The organism is Aquibacillus halophilus (genome assembly GCF_009649745.1).
In the GTDB taxonomy this organism is placed as follows: Bacteria; Bacillota; Bacilli; order Bacillales; family Amphibacillaceae; genus Aquibacillus; species Aquibacillus halophilus.
Genome location: NZ_WJNG01000017.1, coordinates 107,344 through 123,106, shown reverse-complemented (window position 1 = coordinate 123,106; position 15,763 = coordinate 107,344). Strand labels below are relative to the sequence as shown.

The window sequence follows — 15,763 nt, the reverse complement described above, 5'->3', positions numbered from 1 at the left end:
TCTCCATAAAGTTTATGAGCTTGATTGCTCGTTCAAAAAACTAGCTTAATTTCTTACTTCACATACTGGTTGTTTCGTTCAGTTTTCAAGGATCAATAGTTGCGGTCGTTTTTGCGACAGCTTATATATTATATCAAGTTGTTTCGATAAAGTCAACAACTGTTTTTATAATATTTTTTCGTTTCTGCGTTGCCACTTAAATCGGCGACTCAATTAATATACCATGCTTACCGTTTAAATGTCAACATGTTTTCTGAAGTTATTGTCTCGGTAATTGCTGTTCAATTTGTCGCGCCTGTTAAAGCGACGGATATAAATATAGCATGGATCACGATTATCAGTCAACACCTTTTCGTAAATAATTAACGACCACCTTCTATATAGATGATTGTTCCTCAACCAAATAGACTTTGTGGTCGTTAATTCGAGTACATAACTATTAATTACTCAATACCTTCATTGCTACAACTCGTTATTAAACAGACTTCACTTTATACTTTCTATGATATATGTTCCCTTTTGTTTCTATTAAGATAACCTCAAGGATATCCTTATCAGTTAAATACTCTACCATTGAACTCAAGTTCAATGTATAAGCTTCTACTTCGGGGTGTACTTTAAGTTCACCAAAAGACCAAGGTACATCATTACTCTTCATTATATCAATTAAGTGCTTTGAACATAGTTTTGCACGTGAGCTAAGTGCGAACTCAACTGCAATCAACATTAGTTCTACTCGCTTATTTAAATCTTCATCACTCTTTGTAAGTTCTTCAAATAGCTTATATACTTCTGGATCAATTCGTTTCACTTGGTTCCAGACAATTACCTCTGGATGATATCCTTTTTCAATTATAGCTAACCTAGCCAAGTAATGCAGGGAACGAAGTATTTTACTATATGCATCTAAATATTGAGTGCTTTCATATAGATCCTTTGATTCACTATAGCTTTTTGTCAGCTTCGCAAATTCCATCGCTAATTTGTATTCTCTTTTATCTTGAGGGAAATAACTAAGTTCTTCTTTTAAGTTGGCAACATATTCATTTCGATCAAAGATTGTTTTACCATTACTAATCCATTCAACTGCTCTTTGAAATGTGCTAGTATCAATCCAATGATTTAATAGCTCTTTATCAACGATATGCATTGCAGCTGTTTTCCCATCGAATTCATAATGTTTTACATACCATGATGTTTCAGCATCTTTAACAATTATTAATAAAATAACATCGAAGTTATCAGTAATTGGACTAATTGGTTTTTTCTTTTCTATTATTAATACTCCTAATGTGTTGGATTGACTCGCTCGCTCTTGATAGACTGGACGTAATAAATCTTCCATGGTCTCTTCCTCCAATAAACTATTTAAAACTACTATGATTCAATTCGATAAATGTACTTAAAATCCTTTTTTATGCTAGCAGAATTTCATTAAAAAACATACAGTTTTTGATAATAACGAAACCTAACGCTTCATTTTGTGTTTTACAAACCCTGTTAACTTTATTTAATTTTTTCTCATCTAATAGTCTCTGAGTAATCCCTCTATTTAAATTTTATGCTATACTACTTTTTGTAAGATTAAGGAGGAAATAACTTGGCTTTAAACTACTCAAACAAGATAAATAAAATTCGTACGTTTGCATTAAGTTTGATCTTTATTGGATTTGGTGTAATGTATGTAGGAATTATACTCAAAAGCATTGAATGGCTTATGGTCATTTTCTTTATTCTTGGTTTATTGTGTATTATATTTAGTACTGTTGTCTACTTCTGGATTGGTATGTTATCTACTAAGGCAGTACAAATTACGTGTCCTACCTGTGAAAAACCAACCAAAATTTTAGGACGAGTCGATGCTTGTATGCATTGTAAGCAACCAATAACACTAGATAAGAACCTTGAAGGCAAAGAATTTGATGAGAAGTATAATACGAAAGATTATCGTAATTCTTTAAAAAATAATCCGAATAACAAATAAATTATCCGTCCATACTATGGGCGGATTTTTGATTTCAACAGTATGTTAGTTAGTTTAATGTCAACTTCTAAGTTTTAGACCGATAAAGAATGTACTTGCGGACAAACTAAAAGCCCCTCGTCTACTTCGGAAGCAAAAAAGGAGCTTAGTTCATACCATTAAGTTAATGCTGGGTCTTGCATTCTGCACATACTCCATAAATCTCCATCCTATGATGGCTGACATCAAATCCGGTTACCTTCTCAGCAAGAGACTCTACCTCATCTAGGCTTGGATAGTGAAAGTCAACAATTTTACCACAAGAATCACAGATAATATGGTAATGTTTCGATGTATTACAATCAAACCGACTAGAAGAATCACCATATGTTAGTTCACGAACAAGACCTATTTCTCTGAATACACGTAAATTATTATAAACGGTAGCAACACTCATGTTTGGAAACTTTCCTTCTAAAGCCTTATATATATCATCAGCGGTAGGATGAATCTCAGCGTTCAAAAGATATTCTAACACCGCATGACGTTGTGGTGTAATTCTCACTCCAGATTCTTTTAATCGACCTACAGCTTCTTGAAGTTTTACTTCAGCCACCGTCATGCACCTCTCTTTCAATCAATATATTTAGAATATAACTAATTCATCTACTGTTCAAGATTATACTGTTACAATTATTATTTTATAATTCTTATAATTAGTGTAACCGCTTTGTAAACTTCCTGTCAATAAAAGTATATTAAGTACAATTCTATTTTATACTAACTCTCTACTTCTAGTAACACTTCTTCCCCACCGCATTTCATATTTGCATAACGAGCTGCTACAAACAGATAATCAGATAACCGATTTAAATAAGACTTAACTAGCAATAGATCTGTTTCATCCTCAATAGAGACGGCAATGCGTTCAGCTCTTCGGACGATAGTTCTTGCTGCGTGTAATCCGGCAGCAACTGGATGTCCTGATGGTAAAATGAAATTTGTAAGGATTGGTAGCTCGGCATCCCACTGATCAATTTGTGTTTCAAGCTCTTCGATATGCTGTTTCTTCAATTTCCATGCGACTTCTTTATCACTTGGAGTAGCTAATTCCGAACCAACATGAAAAAGTATCGTTTGGATACGATGTAGGTTTTTTCTAAATTGCTCCTTGGATTCCCATTCAACTGATTCCAAGTGACTTAAAGCAAGTCCGATCATTGAGTTTGCTTCGTCACATGTTCCGTAAGCTTCAACCCGCAAATCATTCTTAGCAACTCGTTGTCCATAAATTAAAGATGTCATCCCTTTATCCCCTGATCTAGTATAAATTCTCACCCTTAGTACCCCCTATCTGGTTTTATTTCATTAATGTAATCTGATTTCCCATTCAAATACCTGTTCAAGTTTTGCTCGAATATTTCTATTGCCCTTGTTAAGTATAAAGGGGATTTCCCAGATATATGCGGCGTCAGTGTAACTTTCTCATGACTCCAAAGAGGATGATCCTTCGGTAGTGGCTCTTCCTCAAATACATCTAGCACAGCATGAGTAATTTCCTCATTATCAAGAGCTTGAATCAATAGTTCACTACTTACTGCATCTCCACGTCCCATGTTCAGAAAAACAGCAGTTTTTGGCATTTGCTTAAAGTGATCATATTGAAAATAGTCTTTCGTTTCGTTTGTACTCGGCAAAACCGATACAACAAAGTCTGCCTCTTTTAATGGCACCTCAAGATTACTAGTAGAATATGTCTCATCAAAATATTCTTTTTGTTTCCCACTATGAGAAACACCATATGTCTTCATCCGAAAAGCCTTTGCCAATCTTGCAACTTCTTGACCAATTGCCCCTGTTCCGACAACAACCATAGTTTTCCCTGTAATCTCCATCATCGGCACTTTACGATCCCAATGATGATTTAGTTGATTTAGTGTAACCTCTTTAGCAGAACGGTACACTTGCAGTAGCATTGATATTGCATATTCGGCCATCTGAGTTTTATGTATACCCTTTGAGTTTGTCATCAAAATATTTCTTGTTTTAATTTCTGAAAAGGGCATGAGCTCCATTCCCGCAGATAAAACCATAATCCATTTTAGTTTGCCAGCCCTATCAATTATATCTGGCGTTATGTCTTCTCCATAGGTAAGTATGATTTCCACTTCACTTATATTGTCATTCGCTTCTTCCATTGTTCGATAAAATTGAAACTCAAGAGATGGATATTTTTCTTGTAGATAAGTTCTCAGTTCACTAGTTAATTTCGTTGTGGATAAAGCAAGCATTCCGTATCCTCCTAAAATCCATTTGTTTCTATATTATACTTTTTCCTATTCTGATTTAGCAAAAAATCACAATCACTTTATACATTAGTTCAAAAAAAGGCACAAGGACAAGATCCTTGTGCAAACTATTAATTATAGGGGAGGTTTCAGGGTTATACCTTACTATATGAAATCCACCCCCACCTGTATAGCGATTATGCCTACAATACAGTCAAATTTCTTAATTTAGGCCTTTTACTGTAATGGTCAGATACATATTTGGCAGTTAACTCAGATTCTCACGAATAAAGGACAAAGCATCTTCCACGTGCCCATCTACTTTAACGCTACGATATTCCTTCTGCAGTGTACCTTCTTTATCAATGATAAATGTTGAACGCTCAATTCCATAATATTCTCTATCAGGCTTTTTCTTTAGCTTCCAAACTCCATATTGATCAGCTAGCTTATGATCCTCATCGACCAATAACGAAAATGGGAGATCATGTTTTTCCCGGAATTTTTGATGACTTTCTTCTGAATCTGGACTAACTCCCAGAATCACAGCATCAACATCAGAGAAGCTTTGATGATTATCACGGAAACCGCAAGCTTCTGTTGTACATCCTGGTGTATCATCTTTAGGATAAAAATATAAAACGATATTTTTCCCTTTAAAATCAGAAAGCCTCACTTTCTGCCCATCATTTGCTTTTAATTCGAAATCTGGCACTGTTTGTCCAACCTCAACGCTCATAATTATCCCTCCTGATTTTATCTATCTACACTAAGAATATCCAATACTTATCCATCTTACAAATAATCAAATTTATGTTTTTGCTTTAGTTCTTTTGTTTCTTCCTCTTTTTGTTCATTAGAGTATTGCCATATCTTCAGAAAAAAGGCTGCTGGTAAAATATAGCCTATTAATGCTTCAATCAATGCAAGCAATCTACCCCAGCCAATTGGTGTTATGTCACCATAACCTACAGTCATCAAAGTAACTCCACTAAAATATAGTGAGTGGGCCAGAGATTCTAAGGCACCCACGTCTTGAAGTTTCCCCCCTTCAATTAAAAGAACACCGTTAAAAGAAAGAACAAAATATAGCAACCCAAAACTTGTCAGTACAATAAAATAAACAATGATCATTGTATAGAAAATCTCTCGAGAGAAATAACTCCTTTTATACGACTTTTGATAAAAGAATGAATACAAGCTTCCACCCATTAAAATAACGATAAGTAATACTGTCACTATTGCAATCATGTATCTAACACCTCCGAAAGAACGACATAGCTTTCTACATTTTATGTTTCGATAGAATATTTATTTTACTTTCCAACTATTTTTTAATCGTTGAAAAACGTCCTTCATTTATCATCTGTACTCTCTAGCTATCCCTCGCTTTTTTATATTGTTATAATAATCTTAACTAAAATGAAATTTACGGAGGTTTCACATGAATTTTACTAATTCCGAAAAGCTACATACAGAAGCACAAAAACATATCGTTGGAGGTGTCAACTCCCCTTCACGAGCTTTTAAAGGTGTTGGGGGTGGTACTCCTGTATATATGGAAAAAGCAGAAGGCGCCTATTTTTGGGATGTCGATGGCAACAAATTCATCGATTATTTGGCTGCTTACGGCCCAATTATTACTGGACACGCCCACCCACATATTACAGAGGCCATTATCAAAGCCGCACAAAACGGCGTGTTATATGGGACACCCACTAAGTTAGAAAATACTTTTGCTAAGATGTTAAAGAGTGCAATTCCTTCATTAGAGAAGGTGCGATTTGTTAACTCCGGTACAGAAGCAGTAATGACCACAATACGTGTAGCACGTGCTTATACAAATCGAAATAAAATCATAAAATTTGCTGGATGCTATCACGGACATTCTGACCAAGTATTGGTACAGGCGGGATCCGGTCCCTCTACTTTAGGTAACCCTGACTCTGCAGGAGTAACAAAAGCAACAGCACAAGATGTCATCACGGTACCCTTTAATGATATTGATGCTTATAAGGAAGCAATTAATCGTTGGGGCGATCAAGTAGCTGCTGTGCTAGTTGAACCGATTGTCGGTAATTTCGGTATAGTCGAACCTAAACCTGGCTTTCTTCAACAGGTTAATGATCTAACCCACGATGCTGGTGCGTTAGTTATTTACGACGAAGTAATCACAGCCTTCCGTTTTACCTACGGAAGTGCACAACAGCTAGTAAATGTTGAACCCGATATGACTGCACTAGGAAAAATCATTGGTGGTGGATTACCAATCGGTGCATACGGCGGCAAGAAGGAAATAATGGAACAGGTTGCCCCACTTGGCCCGGCTTATCAAGCTGGTACAATGGCTGGAAATCCAGCTTCGATGTCAGCTGGAATCGCTTGTTTGGAAGTATTAAAAGAAGAAGGAATTTATCAAAGGTTAGACAAGCTAGGGGAAATGCTTGAACAAGGTATTTTACAACACGCGAAAGAAAATAACATTAAGATAACGATAAATCGTTTAAAAGGCGCTTTGACTGTTTATTTTAGTGAAGAAAGAGTAGAAAATTTTGAGCAAGCACAAGCTACCGACGGAGATAAGTTCGGCCAATTTTTCAAACTTATGCTTAATCAAGGGATTAATTTGGCACCCTCGAAATATGAGGCTTGGTTCCTCACAACAGCTCATAGTGAACAGGACATAAAAGATACTATAGATGCCGTAGAGCATACATTTAAAAAGATGAATTTGAATTAATATACAAATGATGGAAGTGCTATTTTTATAGTACTTCCATCATTTTGCAATTATTCCAACTTTTATCTGAAAGCAAATTTGGAAATACAACTTATCGTCTGCTAACCCTTTTTCGCGACTAATACTATATTCACATAAAATAATACGAGGTCTTTTATTATACAACGCTTACATATCCCCTCTTACGGTTTCAACAGAAATCATTTTATTTTTATAGTTAAATATTGTATATATATTGAATTTTGTGAATTTTTATGCTATTATTAGTTTGAAAATTAATAATTTTCAAACTCATGCTTTTGTGTCAGTATAGTTTAAGTTAGTATACGTTGACTTCCCTTCAAGGCATGACGACTTGGCTTCTGCATTTATGCAGAGGTCTTTTTTTGTTATGCTCTATTCCAGTATTGTTGCTTTTTAATTTGTCACACTTGATGTAAAAAGCATCGTGGCGTAGCTACTAGTTGATTTGCGCTTCGGGCAGTCGCTTTCCGCGGGCAACGCTTCAACTTCCTCGGAAGAAAACCACTTCCTCCGGGATTTTCAGCCGTCGCTTCTCCCGCAGGAGTCGACTGCCCTGCGCTTCAATCATCATATAAGTATAGCTATTGTTTTAGTTTATTCTAGTTATCAAACACAACACAAATACTAGCTGAGGAATACACAAAAAACTCATAAATAAGTAGAAACCTTCGTGCGATAAAAATTTCTAATTAATGAGGAGAGTAGTGATATTTCATGAAATAAACGTTCCTTGGAGTTCTTCTAACTCGAAAAGAAAGCTATTCTAAGCTGCGGAAAAATACGACACTCCTATGGGAAAGGAACAGTCTGAAGACCCCGCAACGAGCGTTTTTTCTCGTGAGGAGGCTGAAGCGTTCCCCATGGAAAGGGAGTGTTTTTCCGAAGCGATGGATGATCACTCATCTTATAAAGGACGGTAGGAAATCACCATATTAGTTACGTCGCAATCTATTGTTACTCTGTCAAAACACATCTTTTAGAAATCAACTGTTTGTTAAGATTAGTACCCTAACATTATGTTTTCTTAATATTTCTTACATTTAAAGTTTGTTATAATAGATTTGAGGAATAGAAATAGATATAAGAACTTTAAATTATGAAGGATGAATTAAATGAAATTAGGGGCAAGAATGCTTAAAACTGGACTCGCTGTAGCAATCGCACTATATACCGCAACATTACTTGGTTTCTCTTCTTCTTTCTTTGCTGGTATAGCAGCAGTTTTTGCAATGCAACCATCGATTTACCGTTCGTTTCAAACGATACTAGAGCAAATACAAGCCAATATTATCGGTGTATCGATTGCCATCATAATCTTTTATACATTAGGAAATGATCCATTTGTAATTGGATTTGCGACAATATTAGTAATCGGAATATGTATGAAAATGAAAATGTCTGAAAGCACCATCTCTTTAGCTATAGTTGCTATCATTGCCGTTTTGGCCGTTGTGGATTCAACAGAAATGAGCTTTATGAACTTTGCATTAATGCGCTTTTCTGCTTTAACCTTGGGTATATTTTCAGCTTTTGTTGTTAATCTAGTCTTTTTGCCACCAAAGTATGAGACTAAATTATTTCAGAAAATCGATCGTTCTACAGCAGACATATTACAGTGGCTTCGTGTAACTACTCGACATCTGTCAGATGAACCGGTACTTAAAGGTGAGATTTCACGTATACAGGAAGATATACGAAAAATCGATAATACGTATAAGCTATTTTCCGAGGAACGAACATATCTAAGAAAAAATCATTTCGTTAAAGCTAGAAAACTTGTTATATTTCGGCAACTAATCGACACAACAAAAGAGTCTTTTGAAGTACTGACAGCATTTCAGCAACTGAATGAAAAATCAAACTCGGTCCCCGTTAGCTTTCAATCCGTGTTAGTACAGGAACTGGATAAGGTCATTCATTCACATGAAAAATTGTTGTTAAGCTCAATGGGAAGAATAAAAAAACAAAATACAGAAATGTTACAAAAATTATCCGAACCGGATATCCCTAAACTGATAGATACACTTATCCAAGTTTATCAAGAAGATGAAGAGAATCGTCTAATATTATTACCCTTAGCATCTCAGTTGATGGAATATCACCGTGAGTTACTCCATCTTCAAACTTTATTAAAAAGCTATCAGCAGTATCATCAGGATGAACATCTTGAAGTTCTTCAAAAAGAAGGATAATTCTAAAGCGGCTGAATGTGATTGGTCCCGTTTCAACCGGCTTGTACTCTGCGGATTCGAAGGTAGCATTGCTGAAATTTGCCGTAACAGTTGGTAACAATCAAGTGTCCACGGGCACCAAAATTACAATTTAATATACAAATAAAAAGTCTGTGAACCCAAAATAGGTTCACAGACTTTTTGCAATTTATTATGTTCCTAAATATTCTGGTGCCGGATCATCATCTAACTGTTGTACTTGGTAGAGATTATAATAGTTACCTTTCTTATTCATTAATTGTTGGTGTGAACCTTCCTCTTTTACCAAACCATCTTCGATCAAAATAATTCGATCTGCATGTGTAATAGTAGCTAATCGATGGGCTACTATAAATGTTGTTCGATCTGAAGCTAATTTTTCCAAAGCTTCTTGGATTAAATGTTCACTTTCTAAGTCAAGTGCAGATGTAGCTTCGTCTAAAATGAGTATCGGTGGATTCTTTAAGAAAACTCGAGCAATCGCTATCCGCTGCTTTTGTCCCCCAGATAACTTAACACCACGTTCGCCAACTAATGTGTCATAACCCTTTGATAATTTCGTAATAAATTCATCAGCATTGGCAGCTTTTGCTGCCTCTATTACCTGTTCATCCGTTGCATCAGGATTTCCCATCCGGATATTCATTGCGATTGATTCACTAAATAGGATATTATCCTGGAGGACCATTCCAATCTTATCGCGTAATGACCGAGCCTCTACATCCCTAATATCCATACCATCTATCTTGATGCTTCCACTTGTGACATCATAAAACCTTGGTATTAGGCTGATAATCGTAGATTTTCCTCCACCACTCATGCCTACCAATGCAATTGTTTCTCCTTGTTTCACTTTCAATGAAATGTTGTCTAGAACTAATTCCTCTTCATCCTCATACCTAAAAGAAACCTGATCGAACTCGATGTCTCCATCTAAGTCTTTTAAATGCTTAGCATCTTTTTTATCAGTAATATCATAGTCTTCATCAATAAATTCAAATACCCGGTCCATTGATGCGATTGATTGGACTAGTACGGTCGAAGAACTAATTAGGCGTCTCAGTGGACCATAAACACGATCACTATATCCAACAAAAGCTGCCATCGTACCTATCGTTAGGCCTGAAGTAATTGCTAAATACCCCGCAAATGCAATAACTATTAATGGTGCAATATCTGTTATCGTGTTCATTACAGCAAAAGTCTTTGCGTTCCAAGATGTATGATCAATAGCTTTTGTTAAAAAATTATTATTTTGGCGGTCAAACTGTTCCTGTTCATAATCCTCTAAAGCAAAGCTTCTTGTGACCGGTATTCCTTGAATCCGCTCATGCAAATGTCCTTGAACTTCTGCTAAAGCCTGTGATCGCTTGCCTGTTAGGCTACGTAATTTTCCATAAAAAATCCTTACCGCTATACCATATAACGGGAATAGTGCAATTGCTACAATTGTTAGTGGGATGTTCATCGTAAGCATAATAGCGATAGCAATCAGGATGGTTATTAAATCAAGCCAAATATTCATTAAACCTGTCATGACAAAGTTCTTTGTTTGCTCAACATCATGAATTACTCTTGAGATGATCTCTCCAGTTTTCGTCTGTGAATAATAACGAAGACTTAGTCGCTGAATATGTTCAAATAATTTTTCTCTTATATCATACAAAATTTTGTTACCGGTCCATTGTCCTAAATATTGTCTGTAATATTCAATTGGTGGTCGAAGTACTAAAAATACTACAAATGCTCCTCCCATAAGCCACAGCAACTCACTTAATTTTTCCGTATCACTCAACTGCTGCGCGCCGATTATATCATCAATGACATATTTAACAATCAATGGCATTAATAGTGGAATCCCAAATTTTAAAATTCCAATCAGAACGGTCAGTAGGATTTTCCATTTGTATGGTTTAACAAACTCTAAATACCGCTTGATACTATCCAAGACGTCACTCCCCTTGTTGTCAACTACACAAGTAATTGGTCACCAACTTTATAAAATTCTAATACTTAATGAAACTCATTACCTTAAATACAAAAACCTTGTCACTCAATCGGACAAGGAATTATATACTAACATATAACTGTATAAATTAACGGTAAGTAAGAAATCTTTCATACCATTGATCAATAAACTCTGGTGCAAAAGGTCCCTTTCTTTGCCTAACCCAATATACTAAGTATTGTATGTTATTTTTCAAAATACCATCCAACACACTCGGATAATTCATTTGCTTTCTATGCAATTCGTATTCATCCTCATCCAACAGCGTGTAGGTCATATCCGGAAAAACCTTAATATCCAAATCATAATCGATATATTTAATTACTTTATCTTCAAATACGAACGGGGAGCTTATATTACAATAATAATGAATACCCTCATTACGTAGCATACCGATCACATTAAACCAATATTTTGAGTGGAAGTAACAAATAGCGGGTTCTCTAGTTATCCACGTTCTGCCATCACTTTCCGTAACAACCGTTTTATCATTAGCTCCAATAATCACGTTGCTAGTACCTTTTAAAACCATGCTATTCTCCCAAACGCGATGGAGCTGACCATTGTGCTTATAGCTTTGAATTTGTATTGTGGAACCAGGTTCTGGGCCAGCCATCCTATCTTCCTTTCTATAAATACTAATTATTAATACATTATTCTAACATGTATTATAACTTTTATAATTATTAAATGGAAATGATAGGCCACCATATTAGAAGGATTTAAAAGTATAAGAAAGGAGCACTCCATCGTTTGAGGAGAGCTCCTTTCTTTGAAAATTATTCGGGGGTGTTACTTAGCTTTTCTTTTGTTGAGACTTTTGGTTTTGTTTTCTTACTTCCTGAGCGTTAGTCTCAGAAGCAAATTCTGTTCCAAACTGCTGTTGGCCTTGATTAGCTTGTTGACCTTGAGCAGCCTGTTGATTTTGTTGTCTTACTTTCTGAACGTTAGTTCCTGCAACAGTTTTGTTTGGCTGGTTGTTTTTAGCCATCGCATATCACCTCCGCATACATTAATTTGTCCAACTCAAATGAAGTTATCCAAAATGAAATGCGGAAAATATTTCCTTTTCATCTTACTTATCTTACAGGGAATAAACTTATTAATAATATCCCAAAATAACTAATAGATACACAAAATTATATAAGGTGTTTTAAAATTTTTTGATGAGAAACAGGAAACGGGTAATTGGCCAATTCATTCTTTGGTACTAACACTGCGTTTTTTTCTGATAGATTGCCGCTTACCAAACCCGCCTTGTACACACCTAATTGCCAAATTAAATGTGAAAAGACATGTTTAATTTGCTCTAAATTATTTTCAACAGAAACTTTAATTCCATACTTTTGCTCAATCCAATTAACGCTATGCTCCAAATCTACTTCAAACAAAGGAATCATAGGAAATTGCCACATATTAGCGAGTAGTCCTTCTTCGGGTCGCTGCTCGATAAGGATATTACCCTGATCATCTTGAATAACAAAGACAAGATATGGAATCTCTTTTTGCTTCTTTTTCTTTGTCTTGACTGGCAGCTGTTCTTGAACCCCATTATGATATGCTTTGCAATGCTCTTGAACGGGACATAACATGCAAGAAGGTTTTTTCGGCGTACAAATGAGCGCACCCAATTCCATTAATCCTTGGTTAAAAGCAGATGGATTATCTTGAGAAATCGTCTCACTAACACATTGCTCAAACAAGCGCCTTACACTTTGCTTAGAAATATCATGGTCAATCATAAGTAGGCGAGAAAAAACTCGCATGACATTACCATCAACTGCTGGTTCAGGTATATCATACGCAATACTTAAAATTGCACCCTTAGTGTAAGGTCCTACACCTTTTAATAAGGCGAGTTGCTTGGATTCTTGCGGTATTTTGCTATCATAAGAAGTAACAACTTCACGAACTGCGTTTTGTAAGTTCCTAGCACGGGAATAGTAACCTAAACCCTCCCATGCTTTTAAAACTTCTTGTTCGTTTGCATCTGCAAGGTCAACTAAGGTAGGGAATTTTTCAATAAACTGGTTAAAATAAGGAATGACCGTATCTACCTTCGTTTGTTGAAGCATTATTTCAGAAACCCATATTTTATAAGGATCTTTATCTTGGCGCCAAGGTAGATCACGTTGTTCCTTTTGAAACCAATCGATTAGGTCATGTTGGAACGCTTCTATTTTAAAGTTTTTCAAATAATCATTTAGCGGATTATTTTTCATAATGCTTCATCCTTCGTAATACAATAATTTTATGCCAGAATGTAAATAAAGAAAACTGGCCAATATCAAAAAAAAATTTCTAAAAAAGGAGGACCCACTTGAATGGATACAGGAACCCATATCGTTATGGGGGTTGCTTTAGGTGGAATAGCCACTCTTGATCCCGCAGTTCAAAATGATCCTACTTTATTTAACGCAATAATGATCGGTACAGTGTTGGGTTCACATGCACCTGATTTCGATACCGTTTTAAAACTTAAGAATAACGCTGTTTATTTACGACATCACCGAGGAATTACTCATTCCATGCCAGCTGTAGCACTATGGGGTGTTGGACTAGCAGGAATCATCTATGCTCTGACACCAGAAGTAAGTTTTCTTCACTTATGGCTATGGACGTTCTTAGCAGTTATTTTACATGTGTTAGTTGATGTTTTTAATGCATATGGAACACAGGCATATCGACCCTTTACCCGTAGGTGGGTTGCATATGGTTTCATTAATACGTTTGACCCCTATATCTTTTCGATGCATATAGTCGGTATTATCGCTTGGTTACTGGGAGCTAATCCAGGTTTCACCTGGCTGACAATTTATTTTATTATCCTACTATATTATATCAAGCGATATTTAGATAAACGTGAAATAGTAAAGAAAATTAATCAGCATTTTCCTGATATCGAACAAATTGCAACATCACCAACATTGAGACACAATATATGGCGCTTAGCGATAACAACAACGAATAATTTCTATGTTGGTAGTGCTGATAATGGCCATATTGAAATTGTCGATGAGTTTGAAAGGGTGCCTTTACCAAACAATGAGATCATTGATATGGCAAAAGAAGATAAAAATATATCTGCTTTCCTATCTTTTTCTCCAGTATATCGCTGGGAAATTAATAACTATGACGACTTTACCGAAGTCAGGTTTATTGATCTGAGATATAGATCTAGAGACCATTATCCTTTCGTAGCTGTCGTTCAAATTGATGACAACATGAGGATTATGAGTTCCTATACTGGTTGGATTTTTTCTGAACAGAAGCTTCAAAGTAAACTACTTGTCGACGAAAGTCCTCCACCAGTATAAGTAATAACATAAGGCTGAGCGCTATATGCGCCAGCCTTTTTTAATTTGACTTATTAGTTTTTAATGTAATCGTTTAGCTTTCTCAAATAACTTTTTATACTTTGGATTGTGCTCTGCAAATTGGTGTAAATCTGGCCCATAATGGTCAATCCAACGAAGTACAATTTGCTCGGTAACTTCTTTCCCCGCATATTCATGACCAGCCTTTGCCCTGGTAGTATCAAAATCCTCCCACAATAACTCAACCCATGTTCTAGCTTCATCTATAGTTAACTTTTCATTTGAATTATATAGCCGCTCCGCTAGACGTACAAAAATGTCCTGCATGGCTAATTCACCTCTTTTTTACTTATCTTTAACCAGTAATAAGTTTTTCCTATTTACCAAAAACTTAAATGTCATTGTACCACATATCCATCCGTTTTTCGTAAATCATAAGAAATGCACCACCTAAAGTAGTGCATGTTAAACTGCAGGGAGGTTGGACGAATGCGTAACAAAAAGAAAGGTTTCCCTGAAAAGAATATGGACGGTGAGCCACGCGCTAAGGCGAGATTCAGCCCTCAGCGAGCTGACGGAACTACGAATACTGATCCCCAAGAGCGTATGAAAAAATCTTCCGATCGCTAATTAATTAGGAGGAATCAGCCATGGCAAAAGGAAACCAACAAAAACCATTCTTTGCGAACCTTTATCAAGATCCATTTCAATCACCAAGGGCTAGTCGAAAGCATACTGGTCATCAAGTAAACGGTGAAACGAAGAAAAGCCAAGCAGAAATTATTACAGAAGTCCAAACCAATAAACGTGCATAAACAAGTAGTAAGGTACAGTCCTTTGTTTAGGACTGTACCTTTTTTCCAAAAATAGAAATTGGCATAGCTTCTTCTGTTTCATATTTTTGTCCTAGCAAATTAATCCGATGCCCCCATGCAAACACACCATTTATATAAGTGATTTCAAATGTTTGACCCGGATCTCCGTCAATTTCATATATTTCACCAGTTTTAAATTCTCCGGGGTTCAACATATAGGCGAGTGCCATCTGAACTTTTCTTTCGTAAATAGCGTACTCACTCACATTCCCCATTTGCTCAGCTTTTTGGGCTTTCTCTTTGAGTTTGGCGACCTCTTCTCTCAATTGTTCTACTGATAATTCACTATATCTTATCTCCATTTTAAAAAACTCCTTCATACATTCTTTTTTAGTATC

General features: G+C 35.9%; 19 protein-coding genes. 7 read left to right on the top strand and 12 right to left on the bottom strand.

From position 1 onward, the window contains the following. The first annotated feature begins 189 nt into the window (after positions 1-189). The gene (locus tag GH741_RS18670) at positions 190-366 is read left to right on the top strand and encodes a hypothetical protein (RefSeq protein WP_153738274.1); all 177 of its coding nucleotides are present in this window, start codon (positions 190-192) and stop codon (positions 364-366) included. A gap of 109 nt (positions 367-475) precedes the next feature. Here the strand turns inward: GH741_RS18670 and GH741_RS18665 are convergent, their stop codons facing one another. Further along, positions 476-1,345 carry a nucleotidyltransferase-like protein gene (locus GH741_RS18665; protein WP_153738273.1) on the bottom strand — a complete coding sequence of 290 codons (870 nt, stop codon included), beginning with the start codon at positions 1,343-1,345 and terminating at the stop codon, positions 476-478. Positions 1,346-1,600: 255 nt separating this feature from the next. Here GH741_RS18665 and GH741_RS18660 point away from each other — a divergent pair, with 255 nt between their 5' ends. Further along, positions 1,601-1,984, top strand: coding sequence for a YgzB family protein (locus GH741_RS18660; RefSeq protein ID WP_153738272.1), 384 nt, complete (start codon positions 1,601-1,603; stop codon positions 1,982-1,984). 163 nt (positions 1,985-2,147) lie between these two features. On the opposite strand, the gene perR is transcribed toward GH741_RS18660, so the two are convergent. From perR to GH741_RS18635, 5 genes are all read right to left on the bottom strand, one after another. Next, entirely contained in the window at positions 2,148-2,585 is a 438-nt protein-coding gene (gene perR, locus GH741_RS18655; RefSeq protein ID WP_153738286.1) for a peroxide-responsive transcriptional repressor PerR, read from the bottom strand. Between the two features lie 158 nt (positions 2,586-2,743). Beyond that, entirely contained in the window at positions 2,744-3,301 is a 558-nt protein-coding gene (locus GH741_RS18650; RefSeq protein WP_338079562.1) for a cob(I)yrinic acid a,c-diamide adenosyltransferase, read from the bottom strand. Positions 3,302-3,303: 2 nt separating this feature from the next. Then, positions 3,304-4,254, bottom strand: a complete 951-nt coding sequence (locus tag GH741_RS18645; RefSeq protein ID WP_153738271.1) for a D-2-hydroxyacid dehydrogenase — start codon at positions 4,252-4,254, stop codon at positions 3,304-3,306. 265 nt (positions 4,255-4,519) lie between these two features. Beyond that, a complete protein-coding gene (bcp, locus tag GH741_RS18640) occupies positions 4,520-4,990 on the bottom strand; it encodes a thioredoxin-dependent thiol peroxidase (RefSeq protein WP_153738270.1) in 471 nt (156 codons plus the stop codon). Between the two features lie 56 nt (positions 4,991-5,046). After that, positions 5,047-5,502, bottom strand: coding sequence for a potassium channel family protein (locus GH741_RS18635; protein WP_153738269.1), 456 nt, complete (start codon positions 5,500-5,502; stop codon positions 5,047-5,049). A gap of 193 nt (positions 5,503-5,695) precedes the next feature. Between GH741_RS18635 and GH741_RS18630 the strand changes: the two genes are divergently transcribed. Both GH741_RS18630 and GH741_RS18625 read left to right on the top strand, forming a co-directional pair. Further along, complete coding sequence (locus GH741_RS18630) at positions 5,696-6,991, top strand: glutamate-1-semialdehyde 2,1-aminomutase (RefSeq protein ID WP_153738268.1); 1,296 nt, start codon at positions 5,696-5,698, stop codon at positions 6,989-6,991. Positions 6,992-8,127: 1,136 nt separating this feature from the next. Beyond that, positions 8,128-9,207, top strand: coding sequence for an FUSC family protein (locus tag GH741_RS18625; RefSeq protein WP_153738267.1), 1,080 nt, complete (start codon positions 8,128-8,130; stop codon positions 9,205-9,207). Positions 9,208-9,397: 190 nt separating this feature from the next. Here GH741_RS18625 and GH741_RS18620 read toward each other — a convergent pair whose 3' ends face one another. From GH741_RS18620 to mutY, 4 genes are all read right to left on the bottom strand, one after another. Beyond that, positions 9,398-11,173, bottom strand: coding sequence for an ABC transporter ATP-binding protein (locus GH741_RS18620; protein WP_153738266.1), 1,776 nt, complete (start codon positions 11,171-11,173; stop codon positions 9,398-9,400). Positions 11,174-11,321: 148 nt separating this feature from the next. Next, positions 11,322-11,849 (bottom strand): nucleoside tri-diphosphate phosphatase, encoded by a 528-nt coding sequence (ntdP, locus tag GH741_RS18615; protein WP_153738265.1) that lies wholly within the window; start codon positions 11,847-11,849, stop codon positions 11,322-11,324. Positions 11,850-12,029: 180 nt separating this feature from the next. Then, on the bottom strand, positions 12,030-12,224 hold the full coding sequence (locus GH741_RS18610) for a gamma-type small acid-soluble spore protein (RefSeq protein WP_153738264.1): 195 nt from the start codon (positions 12,222-12,224) through the stop codon (positions 12,030-12,032). Positions 12,225-12,372: 148 nt separating this feature from the next. Further along, positions 12,373-13,455, bottom strand: a complete 1,083-nt coding sequence (gene mutY, locus GH741_RS18605; RefSeq protein WP_153738263.1) for an A/G-specific adenine glycosylase — start codon at positions 13,453-13,455, stop codon at positions 12,373-12,375. Between the two features lie 102 nt (positions 13,456-13,557). On the opposite strand from mutY, the gene GH741_RS18600 reads away from it, so the two are divergent. After that, positions 13,558-14,550: a metal-dependent hydrolase gene (locus GH741_RS18600; protein ID WP_153738262.1), complete on the top strand. Its 993-nt coding sequence runs from the start codon at positions 13,558-13,560 to the stop codon at positions 14,548-14,550. Positions 14,551-14,610: 60 nt separating this feature from the next. On the opposite strand, the gene GH741_RS18595 is transcribed toward GH741_RS18600, so the two are convergent. Further along, the gene (locus GH741_RS18595) at positions 14,611-14,877 is read right to left on the bottom strand and encodes a YfhJ family protein (protein ID WP_153738261.1); all 267 of its coding nucleotides are present in this window, start codon (positions 14,875-14,877) and stop codon (positions 14,611-14,613) included. A 162-nt stretch (positions 14,878-15,039) separates the two neighbouring features. On the opposite strand from GH741_RS18595, the gene sspK reads away from it, so the two are divergent. Together sspK and GH741_RS18585 are read left to right on the top strand one after the other, a co-directional pair. Next, on the top strand, positions 15,040-15,180 hold the full coding sequence (sspK, locus tag GH741_RS18590; protein ID WP_153738260.1) for a small acid-soluble spore protein K: 141 nt from the start codon (positions 15,040-15,042) through the stop codon (positions 15,178-15,180). Positions 15,181-15,200: 20 nt separating this feature from the next. Continuing rightward, positions 15,201-15,365, top strand: coding sequence for a YpzG family protein (locus tag GH741_RS18585; protein WP_153738259.1), 165 nt, complete (start codon positions 15,201-15,203; stop codon positions 15,363-15,365). 26 nt (positions 15,366-15,391) lie between these two features. On the opposite strand, the gene GH741_RS18580 is transcribed toward GH741_RS18585, so the two are convergent. Beyond that, positions 15,392-15,727 carry a YfhH family protein gene (locus GH741_RS18580; RefSeq protein ID WP_153738258.1) on the bottom strand — a complete coding sequence of 112 codons (336 nt, stop codon included), beginning with the start codon at positions 15,725-15,727 and terminating at the stop codon, positions 15,392-15,394. Between the last annotated feature and the right edge of the window lie 36 nt (positions 15,728-15,763).